The sequence below is a fragment of the Alicyclobacillus sacchari genome (genome assembly GCF_004366795.1).
Taxonomy (GTDB): domain Bacteria; phylum Bacillota; class Bacilli; order Alicyclobacillales; family Alicyclobacillaceae; genus Alicyclobacillus; species Alicyclobacillus sacchari.
Genome location: NZ_SORF01000006.1, coordinates 112,331 through 130,493, shown reverse-complemented (window position 1 = coordinate 130,493; position 18,163 = coordinate 112,331). Strand labels below are relative to the sequence as shown.

Genomic DNA, 18,163 nt, shown 5'->3' with positions numbered 1-18,163 from the left:
GGAGGTTGCGGGATGAAACTTGACGGAGCGACGTTCATTGTGACAGGTGGTGGGTCCGGGCTCGGAGAAGCGACAGCTCGGGCGTTTGCCGAGGCCGGCGCGCGTGTCGCCATCTTTGACGTTCAGGAGGATCGCGGAAGGAGCGTCGCGGAGGAGATCGGCGGCCAGTTTTTCCGGGTGGACGTGACGGACGAGGACGCGGTGCGCCGCGCGGTGGACGAAGCGGCGGAGGGCGGCGTGCTGAGGGGCGCCGTGAACTGCGCCGGGATCGCCACGGCGGAGAAGATTCTCTCGAAGCGCGGCGTGCACTCGCTGAAGAGCTTCGCGCGCGTGATCCAGGTCAATCTCGTCGGCACGTTCAACGTGATGCGGCTCGTGGCCGCGCGTGTTGCTGAGGCGCCGCCGCTGGAAGACCGTGAGCGAGGTGTCATCATCAACACCGCGTCGATTGCGGCGTACGAGGGTCAGATTGGCCAGGCAGCCTACTCGGCGTCCAAGGGCGGCATCGTCGGGCTCACGCTGCCCGCGGCGCGAGAACTGGCGGCGTACGGCATTCGCGTGGTGGCCATCGCGCCGGGTATCTTCGAGACGCCGCTTCTCATGGGCCTGCCGGAAGCCGCGCGCCAGTCGCTCGGGCAACAGGTGCCGTTCCCGCAGCGGCTGGGGCGGCCGCGCGAGTACGCGCTCTTGGCCCGCCACATCGCGGAAAACCAGATGTTGAACGGCGAAGTGATCCGCCTAGACGGGGCGTTGCGCATGCAACCCAGGTGAATGGGCGGATACGAAAGGCGCGGGGTAGGTCCCCGCGCCTCGCACTTTTTCGGGTCAGCGCCCGCGCCTCACCGGTTCGTGGTGACCCAGGTGCGTGCTTCGCACCTGCCGCAGGGTCTCGATCCGCTTCATTGCCATCTCATCGGCGGCCCGATGCGTCGGGATGCCCCGCTCGACCTTCGACCGCGCGCGATCCGGATGATAGCCTTCGAGCTCGTCCGCGACGTTGATCAATCCACCCGCGTTGATGACATAATCCGGCGCGTACAAAATTCCTCGCTCGTGAAGCATGCCCCCGTGTCGCTCCTGGGCCAGCAGGTTGTTCGCCGATCCCGCGACGATCTGCGCCCGGAGCCTTGGAATCGTCTCGTCGTTCAACACGGCACCCAGGGCGCATGGGGCGAGAATATCGCATTCTGCGCTCAGGGTGTCTTGAGGAGAGAGCGGCTGTGCGCCGAATTCGTTGACCGCCCGCTCCACCTGAAGAGGGGTGACGTCGGCCACTAGCAGGTTAGCCCCATCCACTCGCAACAGGCGCGCCAGTTCGCATCCGACGCTTCCTAGTCCTTGAATGGCGACGCGGCGCCCGACGAGATCGTCGGTGCCATACATGTACTTGGCGCTCGCCTGGATCCCGCGGAAGACGCCAAGCGCGGTCATGCCGCTGGGGTTGCCGCTCGAACCGTAGCTTGGGGAGATGCCGCACACGTACGGCGTCGCGAGGTGAATGAGGTCCATGTCCTGTCCGCATGCGGATCGACCATGGGGGAAGTACGTGCTTCGTGAGCTCGCCAGGGTTTCAGCCACGGTTACCTGACTCAACCTTAGCGGTGAGGTCTTCCCCTACGACAACTTGACACGGACTCCACAGTAGTCTGTATTGTGTGAAAGTGAGCGCATGTGTTATTCTTGATTCATCGTTACATTGTGAGAACAGATAGACACGGACGTCGCATAACTGGCGGATTGTGGGATTGACCACAGGGGAGTGCGATGTATACAGTTGCCGGCCGCCTGGGCACTTTGACGCGTTTTGCGTAAAAGTCTCAGCGGCCGTTGCTGTACATGCCGGAGTGGTAAGGAGAATTCGAATGACAACGAAAATTCTTGTAACAGATGACATTTCAAGCGCTGGTATCGATGTGTTGTCGACTTTGCCTGATGCCACTGTCGATGTTCAGACGGGGCTGTCTCCATCTGAGTTGCTCGTTGCAATTGAGGATGCTGACGCACTCGTGGTGCGTTCCCAGACAACTGTCACGGAACAGGTGATTGCTGCCGCAAAGCGACTCAAAGTCATTGGCAGAGCGGGTGTCGGTGTTGACAATATCGATCTCGAGGCTGCCACGCGCCGCGGCATTCTTGTCATCAATGCACCGGATGGCAACACGATTGCCGCCGCCGAACACACCTTCGCCATGATGATTAGTCTTGCACGCCACATTCCGGCGGCCAATCGGGACTTGCTCGCGGGCAACTGGAACCGCAAGAAGTGGGTTGGCGTTGAACTTCGCGGAAAGACCCTGGCAATTCTCGGTATGGGTCGCATTGGCACGGAAGTAGCAAAGCGTGCAAAGGTCTTTGGCATGACGGTGCTGGGATACGATCCGTTTTTGACCGAAGAACGAGCGCAGAGCCTCGGCGTGCAGAAATCGGATCTCGATGCCGCCATTCGGGCAGCTGACTTTATTACGGTGCACACGCCGCTGACGAAAGAGACACACCACATGATCGATGCGGGTAAGATTGCCATGATGAAAGAAGGTGTACGAATCATCAACTGTGCCCGCGGTGGCATCATCGACGAGCGCGCATTGGCGGACGCTGTAAAGCTTGGCAGGGTAGCAGGTGCGGCAATTGACGTGTTCGAGAGCGAGCCGCTGGCCCTGGACCACCCGTTGCGCGAATGTGAGAATGTGATTCTAACGCCGCACCTTGGCGCGTCGACGGTTGAGGCACAGGAGAACGTCGCTATCCAAGTGGCGGAAGAGATTGTACAAGTCCTTCGCGATGACACCTTCGAGCACGCGGTCAACCTCCCGAGTCTGAGCCCGCGTCAGAAAGAGCGTTTGGCTCCGTACTTGGCCCTCGCGGAGCAACTTGGGTTGTTTGCTGCACAACTGGCGCAAGGAGCACCGTCGCAGATGACAGTCACATACGCGGGTGATGCTGCGGATCCGGATGGCGGTTATTTGACGCGAACGGTCCTGAAAGGCTTTTTCGGGTTCCAATACAGTGGTGAAGTGAACTACGTGAATGCTTTGCGCTACGCGGAGGATGCCGGCTTGCGCGTGCAGGAAGTGCGCGAGTCGCGCGGGCGTGTGTATACCAATGAAATCTCCATTGCGTTTGCGACCGACATGGGTAGCCACCGTGTCGCGGGTACGCTGTACAGCGAATCAGGTCCGCGCATTGTCGAATTAGACGGGTATCCCATCGATATGCCGATTGAGGGCATCTTGGTCTATACGCGGCATGAAGATAAGCCTGGTATGATTGGGCGCATCGGGACGTTGCTTGGCGACGCAGAAATCAATATCGCTGGCATGCAGGTGGGGCGCCGCGAAACGGGCGGCGAAGCGGTCATGCTGTTGACAGTGGACAAGAGCGTGCCCAATGACGTGATCGAAGAAATTTCTTCTCACGATGGTATCCGCATGGTGCGTGCGATTGAGCTGTAAATCAAGTGGCGGTCGATAGGTCACAGGGTGTCGCAAGAACGACAGATAGAGGAGTGGGGTTCGTGAAACGAGCGGACAACTTTAACGCAGGGCCGGCGGCCTTACCGTTGCCAGTACTCGAGCGCATTCAAGCGGAACTGCCCGACTATGGCGGGACGGGTATGAGCGTGATGGAATTCAGTCATCGCAGCGCGGAGTATGAAGCGATTCACAATGATGCGCAGATGCGTCTGCGGCGGTTGCTCGGGATTCCTGATGGCTATCAGGTGTTGTTCTTACAGGGCGGCGCGAGTCTGCAATTCGCGATGTTGCCGATGAATTTCCTAAAACCCGCCGACAAGGCGCTATACGTGTTGACCGGAACGTGGTCACAGAAGGCGGCGGACGAAGCGAGTCGGTATGGTGAGTTAATCGTTGACGATTGGGCCAAGCAGGGGGGGTATCGGGATATCCCTGAGTCCATCGCTGGGGATGATCCATCCTTACGCTACGTTCACATCACGTCGAATAACACCATTTACGGTACGCAGTGGAGATCGCTGCCAAAAACGAAGGCTCCTCTCGTTGCGGATATGTCGAGCGACATTCTCTCGCGGCCTGTTCAAGTTGAGGAATTTGCCTTGATTTACGCGGGCGCTCAGAAAAACATCGGACCGTCCGGCGTTACCGTTGTGATCGTGCGTGACGATTTCTTGGCAACGGCAAATCAGGACGTGCCCACCGTGCTGCAATACAGCACCCATGCGAAAGCCAACTCGCTCTACAACACGCCTCCGACCTTTGCGATTTACGTGATGGCATGCGTGTTGCAATGGGTCGAAGAGACCGGTGGCTTGGCCGGCATCGTCGAACGCAACCGGAAAAAGGCGGCCGCGTTGTATGACGTAATCGATACACATCCGAATCTGTACCTCGGCCATGCGGAAAAGCGAGCTCGTTCCGAGATGAACGTGACGTTCCGTCTCCCAAATGACGAACTGACCAAATTGTTTCTCGCGGAAGCTGCCGAGCGCGGTTTTGTGGGCGTCAAGGGCTACCGCACCGTGGGGGGCGTGCGCGTCTCGCTCTACAATGCGGTGCCGGTTGAAGCCGCTCTGCGGTTCGCTGAGTTTATGCAAGATTTTGCGCGCCGTAACGGCTGATGGGGGGTTCAGATGTTTACGACGGTTTTGTTCGATATCGATGGTGTGATGTTGAGCGAGGAACGGTATTTTGATGCTTCGGCGCTGACGGTGCACGAATTGTTGACAAGCCCATCGTTCCTCGGCATGCGCTCGATTTCGCCCGCATGTTCGCCGACCCCGGATGATGGCGTGATCGGCCAAATCCGCAAGGACGTGTTCCAGCGCGATCAGGTGCTTGAGCGCCTCAAAAATGTCGGCGTGAATGCGAACTGGGACATGGTGTATTTCGTCTTTGTCGCTGAACTGCATGTGCTCCTGCGAAATCGCGTGAATCATCGCGAGTTCGCCGAGCGCGTGGCGAACGCCTTGGCAGACGGATGGACGGTCGAGGCCCTACGGGCGATCGGCGACAGCGCACGCGCGATGGGAGTGGAACACACTGTCCGTTGGGACGCGTATGATACGGTCTATGCGGGATGCCAGTCGCGCGCGGAGCTTATGGATGCGGCGGCCAAGGCACTACTGCAACACTGCTCACATGGCGATCCGCACGATCTCTGGAACATTGGTCAAGCCACCTTCCAAGCGTGGTACCTGGGCGATGGCTATACTGGCAAAACCACGGGCAAGCAAGGTTTTCTCACTAGTGAGTACGCCATCGTCGCCCCGGATGCGCTCTCGGCATTGCTCACTGAGTTGAAGCATAAGGGTGTGGCTATGGGCATTGCCACAGGACGGCCGCAAATCGAGACACATGTCCCACTCACGCATTTCGGGTGGCTGCAACATTTCGATCTCGCTCATGTCACCACCGCTTCTGATGTCGTTGCAGCGGAGGACGAATGTCCGTCGGCTCGTCCGCTATCGAAGCCTCATCCGTTTTCCTACCTCCGTTCGTTGACGGGCGATCACGACGTAGAGAGTCTCTTGGCTTGCGAACTGCCGTTATCCAATATCAAGGAAAAGGTTCTCATTGTAGGGGACTCGATTGCGGATGGACTTGCAGCCCAGCGCCTTGGCGCCTCATTTGCAGCGGTCTTGACAGGACTTGAAGGAGAAGGGGCACGTCCGAAGTTTGAACGTCTGGGCGCGGACTATATCTTCCAAAACGTGCTTGGTATCAAGTCGTTGTTTTAAGTCTTGCGAACCATAGCGATCCGTGTTAATATATCAACTGTCGCGCGACACGCGATGACAGTTGTGGAGAGATGTCCGAGTTGGCCGAAGGAGCACGATTGGAAATCGTGTAGGCGGGTAAAACCGTCTCGTGGGTTCGAATCCCACTCTCTCCGCCAAATAGATGGTTCGGCCAGTGACACCGCTGGCCGAACAACTCTGTATAGAGGATGGCGGCGTAGCTCAGTTGGTCAGAGCACACGGTTCATACCCGTGGTGTCGGGGGTTCAAATCCCTCCGCCGCTACCAAGCCAATTTTCATGCCACCTTGGCTCAGGGGTAGAGCGGCTCACTCGTAATGAGCAGGTCGTCGGTTCGAATCCGACAGGTGGCTCCATAAGAAGGGCCGTGGTGAGGGTCCTTTGAGGCGGTTATCCTGCGTGGGATCCGCCTCATTTTCATTTTGTGTGCGACTTGTGTGCGGAAATGGCAAGTTGTGTGCCTGCAACACGCTTTTCTGTGTTGAGGGGTGTATTCCGCTGTTATGGTGGCTACGTTGGAAAGCGGCACAGGCGCGTTCTTATTCGATTCGATAATCGACACCATCCTCGTCATTCAGGTAGTCGATATATAAATCTCTTCCGTCGAAATACCATGCATCCTCGTCACGTACAAAATATAACCTGCCGTTTCGCAGTTCGCTGGCTGCGACATTGGCCGGGCGCTCGGCGGACAGGCCCAGGGAAAATCCGGGCTGAATGGTTGATTGGCCGCCGTATCGTACCTTAAAGCGGACACCGTCTCCTTCTCTTACTTTGAGTGCGGATTCCATCCATTTCGCGGCTTGCGGATCGATCACAATTTTCACATGTATCTCCTCCTTTAAGGTTTCATCATGATAGGTGTGCAGTTCACCTTGAAGTCCGTTTACCGGACGTTTCAGGGTGTATCATGGATACGTTGGCGGCTTTGCGGGCCAAGCGTTGCCTCGCGTATTCAAATCATTGTACCATGATGAGGAAGCGTTTAGGAGAGGGGGACTGTTGATGGATTTTCACAACATTATGGTGGCTGGCGGCGGCGTGCTTGGCAGCCAAATTGCCTACCAGACGGCGTTCCACGGTTTTGAGGTGTACTTATACGACGTCAATGACGAGGCCATTCAACGAGCAAAAGATCGAATTTCTGGCCTGAAGCCAGCGTATCAGCGCGATTTGGGCGCTACCGAGGCACAGGTGAATGAGGCGTTTGCACGAATTCAATTCTTCACAGATTTGAAGGATGCTGTCGCCCAAGCCGATCTCGTCATCGAGGCAGTGCCTGAGGTACCGGACATCAAGACGGCGTTTTATACGCAGCTCGCCACGGTGGCTCCGGAGAAAACCATTTTTGCGACAAATTCGTCGACCTTGCTACCAAGCCAGTTCGCTGAGACAACGGGTCGCCCGAACAAGTTTCTTGCCTTACACTTTGCAAATTCGATTTGGGTGCACAATACAGCAGAAATCATGAGGCACCCAGGAACGGATGAGCAGGTATTTCAGGACGTGATCGACTTCGCGAAGGCCATTGGTATGGTGCCCTTGCCGATTTATAAGGAGCAGCCCGGATATATTCTAAATTCGCTGCTTGTGCCTTTTTTGGAAGCCGCACAGATGTTGTGGGTGAACGGAGTGGCGGATCCGGAGACGATCGATAAGACGTGGATGATTGCCACTGGGGCGCCGGAAGGACCGTTTGCCATCCTCGATACCGTTGGCGTACGTACAGCATACAACATCGCCAGTGGGAAAGCGAAGGCGGGAAAACGAGAATATGACCAACTAGCTGGCAAACTCAAAGACATGATCGACGCTGGTAAACTTGGGCACGAGTCGGGCGAGGGATTTTATCGCTATCCACACCCACGCTTTCGCGATCCGGATTTCCTCAAAAGCTAAAACGTGTTAGCAGAAAACCCGCGCGGGACCATACCTGCACGGGTTTTTCTATCCATCTTATTGCGCTTGCCCAGCTTTGATCCACTGTGCAACGGTGACCGTGCGACGAGCCTGGTGTTTGATGGCTGCAATCGTACCTTCATCGATCACGCCGTCCTCGCGGGCCGTAACACTGGTCCCGTACGGGTTGCCGCCGGACGTATACGCGGATGCGTCCGTGAAGCCTGGTGCTGCGATGATGGTGCCCCAGTGGTACATCGACGTATACAGCGCCAGGATGGTTGCTTCTTGGCCGCCGTGCGGATTCTGTGCGCTCGACATTGCGCTCACGACTTTGTTCGCCGTCTTGCCTTGGGCCCAGAGGCCGCCGAGCGTATCCATGAACTGTTTAAACTGCGACGGTACGTTGCCAAAGCGAGTCGGTACACTGAAGATGATAGCGTCTGCCCATTCGACATCGGCTGCCGAAGCCATGGGAACATCGCGCGTCGTGTCGTGGTGCGCCTGCCAGGCTGGGTTCGAAGCGATAGCTTCCGGGGGTGCAAGTTCTGGAACTTTCAGCACCTTGACGTCGGCACCCATTTCTCGCGCCGCGTCAGCGGCATATTGTGCCATTTGGTAGTTGGTCCCGGTGGAACTGTAATAGATGATTGCGAGCTTGACATTCGCCATGTTGTCATTCCCTCCAAGTCTCTTTGTCTGTCTCCGCAGAACTTCTCTCTTTACATAACATACTTACAATTTGTAAGAACATCATGCGAGAGCTATCATACGGCATAAGCTTACTTTGTGTCAAATACAAGATAAACATAAGCAGAGAAAAGGGGTGCTGTGGTTGGCGGATGTGACGATTTCGTCCTTTGCTACCTTGGGAGCGAAAATTGCGGACCAATTGCGATGCCGAATTGTTTCAGGGACGCTGGCGAAGGGAGAGGTGATTTCCGAGAATCAACTGGCCCGCGAGTTTGGCACAAGCCGCTCTCCCGTTCGCGAAGCGCTGCGTGAGTTGGCTCATGAAGGCGTGATCGAGTTGGCGCGCATGGGGGCGGTCGTCAAGGGGCTGGACGCCAACGACGTGCAGGAACTATACGACGTTCGGTTCTTGATTGAACGTTTCGCATTCATTCGAGTAGCCGCTCAGTTGGTTGACGTGCGATCCGCCTTGTGTATCGATTTGACACAAATGATCGATAAGATGGAGCTGTCCGTAAGGCATGGCAACCACGTAGAATTCGCCGCTTGGGATTTACGGTTTCACGAGTCCGTCGTTCAGGCCGCAGGGCACAAGCGGTTGTGGCATATGTGGGGAGAAATTCGGGAAATCGTGCATGCTACCTTGGCCGTAGTGACCGAGCGGCGACTAGAGCGCTGCCCTGAGGATATGTCTGGGTCGTTACAGCAACATCGAGATTTGGTGAAGGCCTTGTCCATCGGCGATACAGGTTTCGTGCAGGATGTCGTCCAAAAACACTTGGAAGAGACCAAAAGTCTGGTCGAAACGCTGTTTGGACTTTCATAAAACACTTTTGCCAACAAGCATGGAACGACTGCTGTCGGAATAAGATGTCGACAAGTATACATGTCGATCGCGGACCTATCCGCGGCGGCTAAAGGAGGTTAGCTGATGGACAACGCGCTTGGTATTGAACCAAGGGCAGCGGCGGCAATTTCGCGACTGGTGGAAAAGTACAGTCCGAGTGGAACGAAGATTGGTTGGCTAATGATTGCATCCATCTTCATTGAGGCCTGGGATCTGTACTCCATCTCATTTGTCATTGTCTTCATCAAGGCCATCTACCATCCGTCCGCTTTGATGCTCGGTCTAGCATCGGCGGCAACGCAGGGTGGGGCGCTCATTGGGGCGTTGATAGGCGGTTGGCTGACCGACAAGATCGGGCGGCGTGCCGTGTTCCTTGGTACCATGCTCATGTTTTTCGTATTCGGCGTCTTGCAAGCGTTTGCAACGGGCGTGACGATGCTCGTGATTATCCGCTTCATCATTGGCATTCCGCTTGGCACGGACATCGCAAACGGCTACACGTATATCATGGAGTTCATGCAAAGCGGCAAGCGTGAGGTGATGGGCAATCGGTGGCAGGTTATGTTCGCTGTCGGCGAAGTCGTAGCCATCGCGATTGTTTTACTGTTCCTCGGCATCGGTGTCAAGGATGCGTTGTTATGGCGTATCGTGCTCGGTTTGTCAGGCGTTCCGGCCATCATTCTGTTCTTCTTGCGTCTGAACTTGCCGGAAACGGCGATCTGGCTGATCCAACGCGGCAGATATCGTGAAGCGAAGGCGATCGCGAGTCAAATGTATGGCGATCCGCTAGAGATGCTTCCGGACGCCGACGTGCCGGTTCCAACGCCGAAGTTACGCGAATTCTTGCGCGACCTTCGCAAGGATCCTCTGCGGTTTCGGGCGAGCTTGTACGGGTGGATCGCAGGTTTTATGCAAAACGGCGAGTTTGCTACGTTCGCATTTTATCTACCAGTTCTATTTGCCCTCGTGCATGTGACGGGAACGTTTGACACGGACCTCATCACGCTCGCCGTCTACATGGTGGCGCTGATTTCCGGTTTGGTGGGACCTCTCATCACGCCAAAAATCGGCCAGAAGAAACTCAGCATCTGGGGCTTCTCCATCGTGGGTATAGCTCTTTTGATTGCAGCGGCCGCTCTTTACACGGGTCACAACATCCTGTTGCCGTTTGCCGCGGGGTTGATGCTTTGGGGACACTATTGGGATGCCGAAAATTGTATGACCATTCCGTCCATGGTTGCCTCGGCCCGATATCGCGGAATCTCGAGTGGATTTGCGTACATGTGGATTAAAGTATCTGGATTCCTCGGTATCTTCTTGTTTCCGTCCTTCTTTGCCATGATTGGGACGGCGAACGCGACGTTGTTTACGGTTGTATTCCCGCTATGCGGGTTGCTGGCCTCCATCTTTATCCTTCCAGAAGTTTACGGATACGTGAGTAAGGAAGGTTGACGGTCCCCAGCGTGGAAAAATTGTGATGTTCGCTATCGGCTGGTTCTCTCGATTGTCCTGCAAGATGATTTCGTGTGCGGGGAGGCAAGTCAATCGAATGAAACCGCATACAAGATTGGCTTGCCGACTCCGCTCTTTTGAAGTGTGAGGTGATGGCGGTGAAAATCGCTTCGATTGAATGGTTTCTCGTTCCGCCCCGTTGGCTGTTTGTCAAGCTGACCGATGAGGAAGGTTTGACAGGATGGGGGGAACCGATTGTCGAGGGTAGGGCGCGTACCGTGGCAGCGGCGGTCCAGGAATTGCAGGAGTATCTGATCGGCGCCGATGCGGATCGGATTGAAGATATTTGGCAGGTTTTGTACCGTGGTGGGTTCTACCGCGGTGGACCTGTCTTGATGAGCGCGATCGCGGGAATTGACCAGGCGTTGTGGGATCTCAAGGGCAAGCGTTTCAACTTGCCGGTGTACGAGATGTTAGGCGGCCGGGTACGCGACAAAATGCGCGTGTATGCGTGGATTGGCGGAGATCGCCCGAGTGACGTGGGGATGGCCGCCAAAGCGCGAAGGGAGCAAGGGTTTACCGCCATCAAAATGAATGCGACGGAAGAGGTGCACTGGATCGACACGCACAACAAGATCGATGCGGTGCTGGAACGGGTGCAGGCGGTGCGCGATGCAGTGGGGGAGGACTTTGGTATCGCGGTCGATTTTCATGGTCGTCTCCATCGCCCGATGGCAAAAGTTCTCGCGCAGGAACTTCGTCCATTCGACTTGATGTTCATCGAAGAGCCGGTATTGCCGGAAAATGACGAGGCGTTACGCGAAATTGCCCAGGTTGCCGCGATGCCGATTGCGACCGGCGAGCGGTTGTATTCGCGTTGGGACTACAAACGGTTACTTGCAGGTGGGTACGTGGATATCATCCAGCCGGACTTGTCTCACGCGGGCGGTATTTCGGAATGCAAAAAGATTGCCGCGATGGCCGAAGCGCACGATGTCGCCGTTGCTCCACACTGCCCGTTGGGGCCGATCGCGCTGGCGGCATCGCTCCAATTGGACGCGTGCACGCCCAATGCGTTCATTCAAGAGCAAAGTCTGGGCATTCATTACAACCGTGAAAACGACTTGCTCGATTATGTTCAGGACCGTTCGGTATTTGCCTATGAGGGTGGTTTCGTCACTCTGCCTGACGGACCGGGACTTGGACTGTCGATCGATGAAAGCTTTGTGCGCGAAGCCGCCACGCGTGGGCACGATTGGAGAAATCCCGTGTGGCGAAATGAGGACGGATCGGTGGCGGAATGGTGAGCCATGCACAGGGGGAGGGATTCTGGCAGGCGATTTTCAAGACTGGCGTGATCGCCATTGTACGCGGTGTTCCGGCAGCGAAGATGCTCGATGTCGGTCAGGCGTTGTACGCCGGTGGCGTGCGTGTCATGGAAGTGACGTTGAATACGCCGGATGCACTGCGCTCCATTGCGGCTTTGTGTCGGCACTTCGACGGGCGCATGCAGGTGGGCGCAGGCACGGTGCTGTCGGCGAACGAAGCGAGGAAAGCCATGGCGCTAGGAGCCTCGTTCCTGGTGGCGCCCGATGTCGATCCGGCGGTAATTCGGGCTGGCTTGGACGTGGGTGTACCCGTCTTGCCCGGGGCGTTTACGCCCAGTGAAATCTGGGTGGCATATCGCACAGGGGCACCGATGGTGAAGCTTTTTCCGGCAACTCGCGGCGGTCCCGCGTATCTTCGGCAGGTGCAGGTCGTGGCACCGCGTCTGCCGCTGGTGGCCGTGGGCGGGGTGACGTTGGCAAACGTTGCGGATTTCTTTGCAGCTGGCGCCGCGGCAGTTGGCCTTGGCAGCGCACTGGTCGATCGCGATGCGGTCAAGCAGGGCGAGTTCAGCGCGATCACAGACCGAGCGAAGGCGTTTGTCGATGTCTATAAGGGCTCTCGAACAAGCTAGGGAGGGAATGATATGGAGAATGTGATGGTCGCGCACACGACATTGCAACACATGGTGCAACGCGCACTGATCGGGGCCGGCGTGCCCGAGGACACGGCGGGCGTTGTCGCCGACGTATTGGTACACGCTGACCTCCGCGGCGTTCACTCGCACGGCGTGTTGCGAACGGAACATTACGTGCGCCGCGTGCGTGCGGGAGGGCTTAATCCGCATGCGAGGCCGCGGTTTCTGCAAACCGGGCCAACGGCAGGGCTTGTCGATGGAGACGACGGCTTCGGGCATGTCGTCGGGAAATATGCGATGGAACGTGCCGTTGAACTGGCATCCGCACACGGCATCGGATTGGTCGGCGCGCACAACAGCAGCCATTGTGGAGCTCTCTCGTATTTCGTCCAGATGGCCGCAGATGCTGGTTTGATCGGCGTGGCGATGACGCACACCGACGCATGTGTCGTGCCTTTCGGCGGTCGCCGCCCATTTTTCGGGACCAACCCGATTGCGTTCGCGTTTCCGGCAAAGCGCCATTCTCCCATCATTCTCGATATGGCGACGAGCGAAGTGGCATTCGGCAAAGTTCTGCAAGCGCGCGAGATCGGCAAACAGATCCCGCCAACCTGGGGCGTCGACGCCGACGGCCTGGCAACCGCCGATCCGTCTGCCGTGACCGCCTTGTTGCCCTTGGGCGGGGCGAAGGGATACGGGCTAGCGCTTGCCATTGACGTGCTCTCCGGCATCCTCACCGGGGCTGCGTTCGGGCCCCACATCCTGCCCATGTACGGCGACTATGAGCGCATGCGCAAGCTTGGGCACCTTTTCATAGCGATCGATCCTGGTTTGTTTCACAGCCACGACGCATTTGTCGAGGCGGTTGATCAGATGATCGAGGAACTCCATCAGGAGCCAGCTGCTGCAGGCTTTGCCGAAGTGCTTGTGCCGGGCGAGCCCGAACAGCGCAAGGAAGCGCTGTATCGCGAGCAGGGTGTGCCCATTCCCGAGTCTGTGTATCGCTACTTGACGGCGGCGGCTCGTGATGATGCGGCTGACCAGGGCGAGTGAGGGATTGGCATGGGAGATGGTTTTAACCCTGAATCGATCGCGCAACTAGGCGAGTTACTCTCGTCACGGCGCTCCGATGTATACGACATTCCAACGCACGCGCCTGGGCCGTCCGGCCGTCTGCCGCTGACTCCGGAGATGCTCGCAACCTGGGCGAGTGGCGACCTCTTTGGACTTACGCAAAATGTCGGTATGGGGTGGGACCCAAACAAGGTTCTCGGCAAGCACATGCTCATTCTCAGCACGCAGGGAGGGCTGCGTGCTCCAGACGGATCGCCCGAGGCACTGGGGTATCACACCGGTCATTACGAAATTGGGCTACTTGTTCAAGAGGCGGCACGCGAACTGCGGCGCCTTGGTGCAGTTCCCTTTGCGGCCGCGGTCAGCGACCCGTGTGACGGCCGTTCGCAGGGTACCACGGCGATGTTTGACTCGCTTCCGTATCGCAATGACGCCGCCTTGGTCATGCGGCGACTCATTCGATCATTGCCCACTCGCAAGGGCGTAATGGGCATAGCGACGTGTGACAAAGGCCTGCCGGCGACGATGATGGCCTTAGCGTCCATCGGGCGTTTGCCTGGCGTACTCGTCCCTGGCGGCGTTACGCTCGCCCCAGTGGATGGCGAGGATGCCGGCAAGGTACAGACCATCGGGGCGCGTTTTGCGCACGGAGAGATTGAACTCGAATATGCGGCGGAAGTTGCTTGTCGGGCTTGTGCAAGTCCGGGTGGTGGATGTCAATTTTTAGGGACTGCAGCGACTGCACAGGTCGTTGCCGAGGCACTGGGCATGGCGATTGTCCATTCCGCGCTCGCGCCCTCGGGACAGCCGATCTGGGCAGAGGTTGCGGTGCATTCGGCCCGAGCCCTGTTGCGGCAAGCTCAACTGGGATGGGGGATGGCAGACATTCTGACGGACGCCGCCGTGCACAACGCCATGGTGGTGCATGCGGCATTTGGCGGATCGACCAACTTGCTCTTGCACCTTCCGGCCATCGCACACAGCGCCGGACTTTCGATACCGACGGCTGCCGACTGGCGGGAAGTCAACCAGGCTGTGCCGCGGATTGTCAGCGTGTTGCCAAACGGACCTGTCGACTATCCAACGGTGTATGTCTTTTTGGCAGGCGGCGTGCCCGAAGTCATGCTTCATTTGCGACGGGCGGGCTTACTTGAGACTTCGCTGAAAACAGCGTCGGGATACAGCTTGGACGACGTTCTCGAGTGGTGGAAAGATTCAGAGCGCCGTCGGCGCGTGCGGGATCGACTATTGCGCGTAACAGGCGTCGATCCGGACGATGTCATTCTGTCTCCCGATGCGGCGCGTGCACGCGGATTCACGTCAACCGTCACATTTCCCACTGGCAACTTGGCTCCGGACGGCGCTGTGATCAAATCGACGGCTATCGATCCGTCCGTCGTCGATGCCGACGGCGTGTATCGGCATATTGGCCCGGCCAAAGTCTTCACAAGTGAGCGACAGGCCATGCAAGCCATCAAAAACGGCAAAATCCAGCCGGGTGACGTGCTGGTGCTCATCGGCCGCGGCCCGTCAGGAACGGGCATGGAGGAAACCTACCAGCTGACATCTGCACTGAAGCATCTGTCTTTTGGCAAGCATGTCGCTTTAATCACCGATGCACGCTTTTCGGGGGTATCGACCGGAGCTTGCATTGGTCACGTCGGACCGGAGGCCTTGGCTGGTGGCCCCATCGGTAAACTGCGCGATGGTGACATCATCGAGGTGGTGATTGATCGCCTTCGGCTGCAGGGATCTGTCAACCTCGTCGGTGTCGGAGACGTGCGGTTTGACCCAGAAGAGGGTAGTAACGTTCTTGCGATGCGGGAACCCCATCCAGATCTCGCGCCGGATCCAGAACTGCCGGATGACACGCGTTTATGGGCGGCGCTCCAACGCGTCAGTGGGGGACCGTGGCGGGGGGCGGTATACGACATTGAGCGGATTCTCAAGGTCATTGAAGCTGGGATCGAGGCTCTCGCGGGCGAATGACGATGACACAAGGAACCAACATGTGACACAGATTTGATGCAGGCCTTCATGACTCATGGGTTTGTAACACAGGAGGGTATCGTTTTGGAATCAAAAAATTGGGTAGACGGCGAATGGATGACGCCGAAGGGTAAATCGTACACGGTCAACAACCCATCGCGCCTCTGTGAGGAAGTGGGCGTTGTCCATACGTCGGAAGAAGCAGATGTGATTGCCGCGGCCGAGGCGGCGCGACGCGCATTGCCCGAGTGGGCGGGACTTGCTGGTCCGAAACGAGCGGACGTTCTCTACAAAGCGGCTGACTTATTGGCTGCGCGAAGCGACGAGATCGCGGTTTTGGCAAGCCGTGAAATGGGTAAGCCCATCGCCGAGATGAAAGGCGAGGTTGCACGTGGCGTCCATTTGTTGCGCTACTACGCTGCGGAAGGGGTGCGCGCTTTTGGCAGTGTGATTCCGGCCAGCCAGGAGGGCGTGCTGCAGTACACAAAGCGTCTGCCACTCGGGGTCGTTGGCGTCATCACCCCTTGGAACTTCCCGGTCGCCATCCCCGTTTGGAAGATAGCACCTGCCCTGATTTGTGGGAATACCATTGTATGGAAGCCTGCGGAATTCGCATCCTTGACTGCTGTCGCCGTGGCGCAGGTATTTGCCGACGCCGGACTGCCAGCAGGCGTACTCAACCTGATCGTGGGGGATGGCGCGATCGCCGGACGGGCGTTGGTCGAACACGCGGCCGTGGATGCCATCAGCTTCACCGGATCGACCGCAACAGGCATGCGCGTGGCGGTAACTTGCGCAGGCCGAAACATCAAGTACCAAACGGAAATGGGGGGCAAGAACGCCGCTGTGGTCCTCGCCGACGCCGATCTGTCCGTCGCGGTATCGGCTGTCGTGAGTGGTGCGTTCCGATCCGCCGGTCAAAAATGCACGGCCACAAGTCGCATCATTATCGAAAAGAGCATCTATGAACCGTTTGTCGACGCGCTTGCCGCCGCAGTGCGCGAGCTGTACGTCGGAGATGCGCTGGATGAAAAAGCCTATCTGGGACCAGTGGCTTCACAAGCTCAGTACCGCAAAGTGCAGTCGTACGTCGATCTCGCAAAATCCGAAGCGAGTCTCGTCGTCGAAGGAGATTTGCAAGTATCGCCTGACGCCGGGTATTATGTGCGTCCGCTTGTTGTCACGGGGGTAGACGTCGATCACGCCTTGGCGCAGGAAGAAGTCTTCGGGCCGATCGCCTGTATCCTCACGGCGGATGGGTTTGATGAGGCGGTGGATCTTTGTAATCGGACGGTGTATGGCCTTAGCGCGTCGGTCTTTACCGGCGATCTCGAGCGAGCGATGCGCTTCCTGGATGCGGCCGAGGCTGGTATGGTTCGCGTCAATCTCGAGTCGGCTGGCGTCGAATATCAGGCTCCGTTTGGTGGCTTGAAACAATCCAGTTCGCACACGCGCGAGCAAGGTCAAGCCGCACTCGATTTTTACAGCCAGTTGAAAACGTGCGCTGTCTATTACGGCGCGTAGCAGGAGGGATTGGGATGAAGACCATCCGTTACATGCACCCGGCAGACGGCTCCGTTCAGTTAGGATTGGTGGTCGGCGACGACGTCTATAGCGTTACCGACAAGGTGCCGTCGTGGACAGATCCTGTTCCTATGTGGCGCGCGCTACGTGCGTTGGGCATGGACACGCGCGCGGCCGAGAAACGATTATGCACTGGAGCCACGTTATCGTATCGCAGTCTCGATGCCGCCGGTCGCCTGTTGCCTCCTGTGACGGCACCTGAGGTTTGGGCCAGTGGGGTCACCTATGAACGCAGCCGGGTCGCTCGTAATGCCGAGACGCAACTGCAGGACAGTGTGTACGATCGCGTCTATAACGCGCCACGACCCGAGCTCTTTTTCAAGGCCACAGCCGAGCGCCTGGTCCCTCCTGGTCAATCCCTGAAGTTGCGATCCGACTCTACGTGGATGGTGCCCGAGCCCGAACTATGCCTCGTCTTGTCTCGCGAGGGTGATGTCATTGGCTACACCATTGGGAATGATTTGAGTTCCCGCGATATTGAAGGTGAGAATCCGCTGTATTTGCCGCAGGCGAAAATCTTTGCCGCCAGCTGTTCATTGGGCCCTGCACTCCTCTGGAGCGATCCGACTGTCGAACCACTCGCATGGGAGATCGATATGCGAATCGAGCGTGCGGGACAAACGGTGTTCGCGGGAAGCATCTCACTGACACAGCTGCGGCGTCCGCTGTCTCAACTGATCCGTTTTCTTTTGCGCGACAATCCGATTTTCGATGGCACTGCGCTGATGACGGGCACTGGTATCGTTCCACCTGACGAATTTACTTTGCAACCCGATGATATCGTTGCCATTGAGGTTCAGGCAATTGGCCAACTGGTCAATCCGATTTCAACGCAGAGAGCACACAGGGCTACCATGGAGACCGGTTGTTTAATGTAGTGGAAAACCATCACAAAAAGACCGCCCATGTTCGATGGGCGGTCTTTTTGA

Annotated in this window: 16 protein-coding genes, 3 tRNA genes and 1 riboswitch; of the genes, 16 read left to right on the top strand and 3 right to left on the bottom strand. The window is 57.5% G+C overall.

Translation table 11 applies throughout. From position 1 onward, the window contains the following. The first annotated feature begins 12 nt into the window (after nucleotides 1–12). Nucleotides 13–771, top strand: coding sequence for a 3-hydroxyacyl-CoA dehydrogenase (locus tag C7445_RS08055; protein ID WP_134159558.1), 759 nt, complete (start codon nucleotides 13–15; stop codon nucleotides 769–771). 54 nt (nucleotides 772–825) lie between these two features. Here C7445_RS08055 and C7445_RS08050 read toward each other — a convergent pair whose 3' ends face one another. After that, nucleotides 826–1,509, bottom strand: a complete 684-nt coding sequence (locus C7445_RS08050; protein ID WP_424922998.1) for a Glu/Leu/Phe/Val dehydrogenase family protein — start codon at nucleotides 1,507–1,509, stop codon at nucleotides 826–828. A gap of 206 nt (nucleotides 1,510–1,715) precedes the next feature. Continuing rightward, nucleotides 1,716–1,798: riboswitch (ZMP/ZTP riboswitch) on the top strand. Between the two features lie 64 nt (nucleotides 1,799–1,862). Between C7445_RS08050 and serA the strand changes: the two genes are divergently transcribed. The 6 genes from serA (at nucleotide 1,863) to C7445_RS08020 (ending at nucleotide 6,089) form a co-directional block, all read left to right on the top strand. Then, nucleotides 1,863–3,452, top strand: coding sequence for a phosphoglycerate dehydrogenase (serA, locus tag C7445_RS08045; RefSeq protein ID WP_134159557.1), 1,590 nt, complete (start codon nucleotides 1,863–1,865; stop codon nucleotides 3,450–3,452). Nucleotides 3,453–3,514: 62 nt separating this feature from the next. Beyond that, nucleotides 3,515–4,594 (top strand): 3-phosphoserine/phosphohydroxythreonine transaminase, encoded by a 1,080-nt coding sequence (gene serC / locus C7445_RS08040; RefSeq protein ID WP_134159556.1) that lies wholly within the window; start codon nucleotides 3,515–3,517, stop codon nucleotides 4,592–4,594. A 12-nt stretch (nucleotides 4,595–4,606) separates the two neighbouring features. Then, complete coding sequence (locus C7445_RS08035) at nucleotides 4,607–5,713, top strand: HAD family hydrolase (RefSeq protein ID WP_134159555.1); 1,107 nt, start codon at nucleotides 4,607–4,609, stop codon at nucleotides 5,711–5,713. A gap of 65 nt (nucleotides 5,714–5,778) precedes the next feature. Beyond that, nucleotides 5,779–5,871, top strand: a tRNA-Ser gene (locus C7445_RS08030). Nucleotides 5,872–5,924: 53 nt separating this feature from the next. After that, a tRNA-Met gene (locus C7445_RS08025) sits at nucleotides 5,925–6,001 on the top strand. 13 nt (nucleotides 6,002–6,014) lie between these two features. Beyond that, a tRNA-Thr gene (locus tag C7445_RS08020) sits at nucleotides 6,015–6,089 on the top strand. A 183-nt stretch (nucleotides 6,090–6,272) separates the two neighbouring features. Here C7445_RS08020 and C7445_RS08015 read toward each other — a convergent pair. Continuing rightward, nucleotides 6,273–6,560 (bottom strand): HesB/YadR/YfhF family protein, encoded by a 288-nt coding sequence (locus C7445_RS08015; protein WP_166669051.1) that lies wholly within the window; start codon nucleotides 6,558–6,560, stop codon nucleotides 6,273–6,275. Nucleotides 6,561–6,738: 178 nt separating this feature from the next. Here C7445_RS08015 and C7445_RS08010 point away from each other — a divergent pair, with 178 nt between their 5' ends. Further along, nucleotides 6,739–7,632, top strand: coding sequence for a 3-hydroxyacyl-CoA dehydrogenase (locus tag C7445_RS08010; RefSeq protein WP_134159553.1), 894 nt, complete (start codon nucleotides 6,739–6,741; stop codon nucleotides 7,630–7,632). Nucleotides 7,633–7,689: 57 nt separating this feature from the next. On the opposite strand, the gene wrbA is transcribed toward C7445_RS08010, so the two are convergent. Further along, nucleotides 7,690–8,304, bottom strand: coding sequence for an NAD(P)H:quinone oxidoreductase (gene wrbA, locus C7445_RS08005; protein WP_134159552.1), 615 nt, complete (start codon nucleotides 8,302–8,304; stop codon nucleotides 7,690–7,692). 172 nt (nucleotides 8,305–8,476) lie between these two features. Here wrbA and C7445_RS08000 point away from each other — a divergent pair, with 172 nt between their 5' ends. The 8 genes from C7445_RS08000 (at nucleotide 8,477) to C7445_RS07965 (ending at nucleotide 18,112) form a co-directional block, all read left to right on the top strand. Then, nucleotides 8,477–9,151, top strand: a complete 675-nt coding sequence (locus C7445_RS08000; protein ID WP_243835064.1) for a GntR family transcriptional regulator — start codon at nucleotides 8,477–8,479, stop codon at nucleotides 9,149–9,151. Between the two features lie 105 nt (nucleotides 9,152–9,256). Further along, nucleotides 9,257–10,624 carry an MFS transporter gene (locus C7445_RS07995; RefSeq protein ID WP_134159551.1) on the top strand — a complete coding sequence of 456 codons (1,368 nt, stop codon included), beginning with the start codon at nucleotides 9,257–9,259 and terminating at the stop codon, nucleotides 10,622–10,624. A gap of 158 nt (nucleotides 10,625–10,782) precedes the next feature. Next, the gene (dgoD, locus tag C7445_RS07990; protein ID WP_134159550.1) at nucleotides 10,783–11,931 is read left to right on the top strand and encodes a galactonate dehydratase; all 1,149 of its coding nucleotides are present in this window, start codon (nucleotides 10,783–10,785) and stop codon (nucleotides 11,929–11,931) included. Then, the gene (locus C7445_RS07985) at nucleotides 11,928–12,584 is read left to right on the top strand and encodes a bifunctional 4-hydroxy-2-oxoglutarate aldolase/2-dehydro-3-deoxy-phosphogluconate aldolase (protein WP_166669050.1); all 657 of its coding nucleotides are present in this window, start codon (nucleotides 11,928–11,930) and stop codon (nucleotides 12,582–12,584) included. The genes dgoD and C7445_RS07985 overlap by 4 nt, the downstream gene beginning before the upstream one ends. Before the next feature lie 12 nt (nucleotides 12,585–12,596). After that, a complete protein-coding gene (gene allD, locus C7445_RS07980; protein WP_134159548.1) occupies nucleotides 12,597–13,640 on the top strand; it encodes an ureidoglycolate dehydrogenase in 1,044 nt (347 codons plus the stop codon). A 9-nt stretch (nucleotides 13,641–13,649) separates the two neighbouring features. Continuing rightward, nucleotides 13,650–15,650 (top strand): YjhG/YagF family D-xylonate dehydratase, encoded by a 2,001-nt coding sequence (locus C7445_RS07975; protein ID WP_134159547.1) that lies wholly within the window; start codon nucleotides 13,650–13,652, stop codon nucleotides 15,648–15,650. Nucleotides 15,651–15,734: 84 nt separating this feature from the next. Next, nucleotides 15,735–17,174: an aldehyde dehydrogenase family protein gene (locus C7445_RS07970; RefSeq protein WP_134159546.1), complete on the top strand. Its 1,440-nt coding sequence runs from the start codon at nucleotides 15,735–15,737 to the stop codon at nucleotides 17,172–17,174. A gap of 14 nt (nucleotides 17,175–17,188) precedes the next feature. Next, nucleotides 17,189–18,112, top strand: a complete 924-nt coding sequence (locus C7445_RS07965) for a fumarylacetoacetate hydrolase family protein (RefSeq protein WP_134159545.1) — start codon at nucleotides 17,189–17,191, stop codon at nucleotides 18,110–18,112. Nucleotides 18,113–18,163 lie beyond the last annotated feature (51 nt).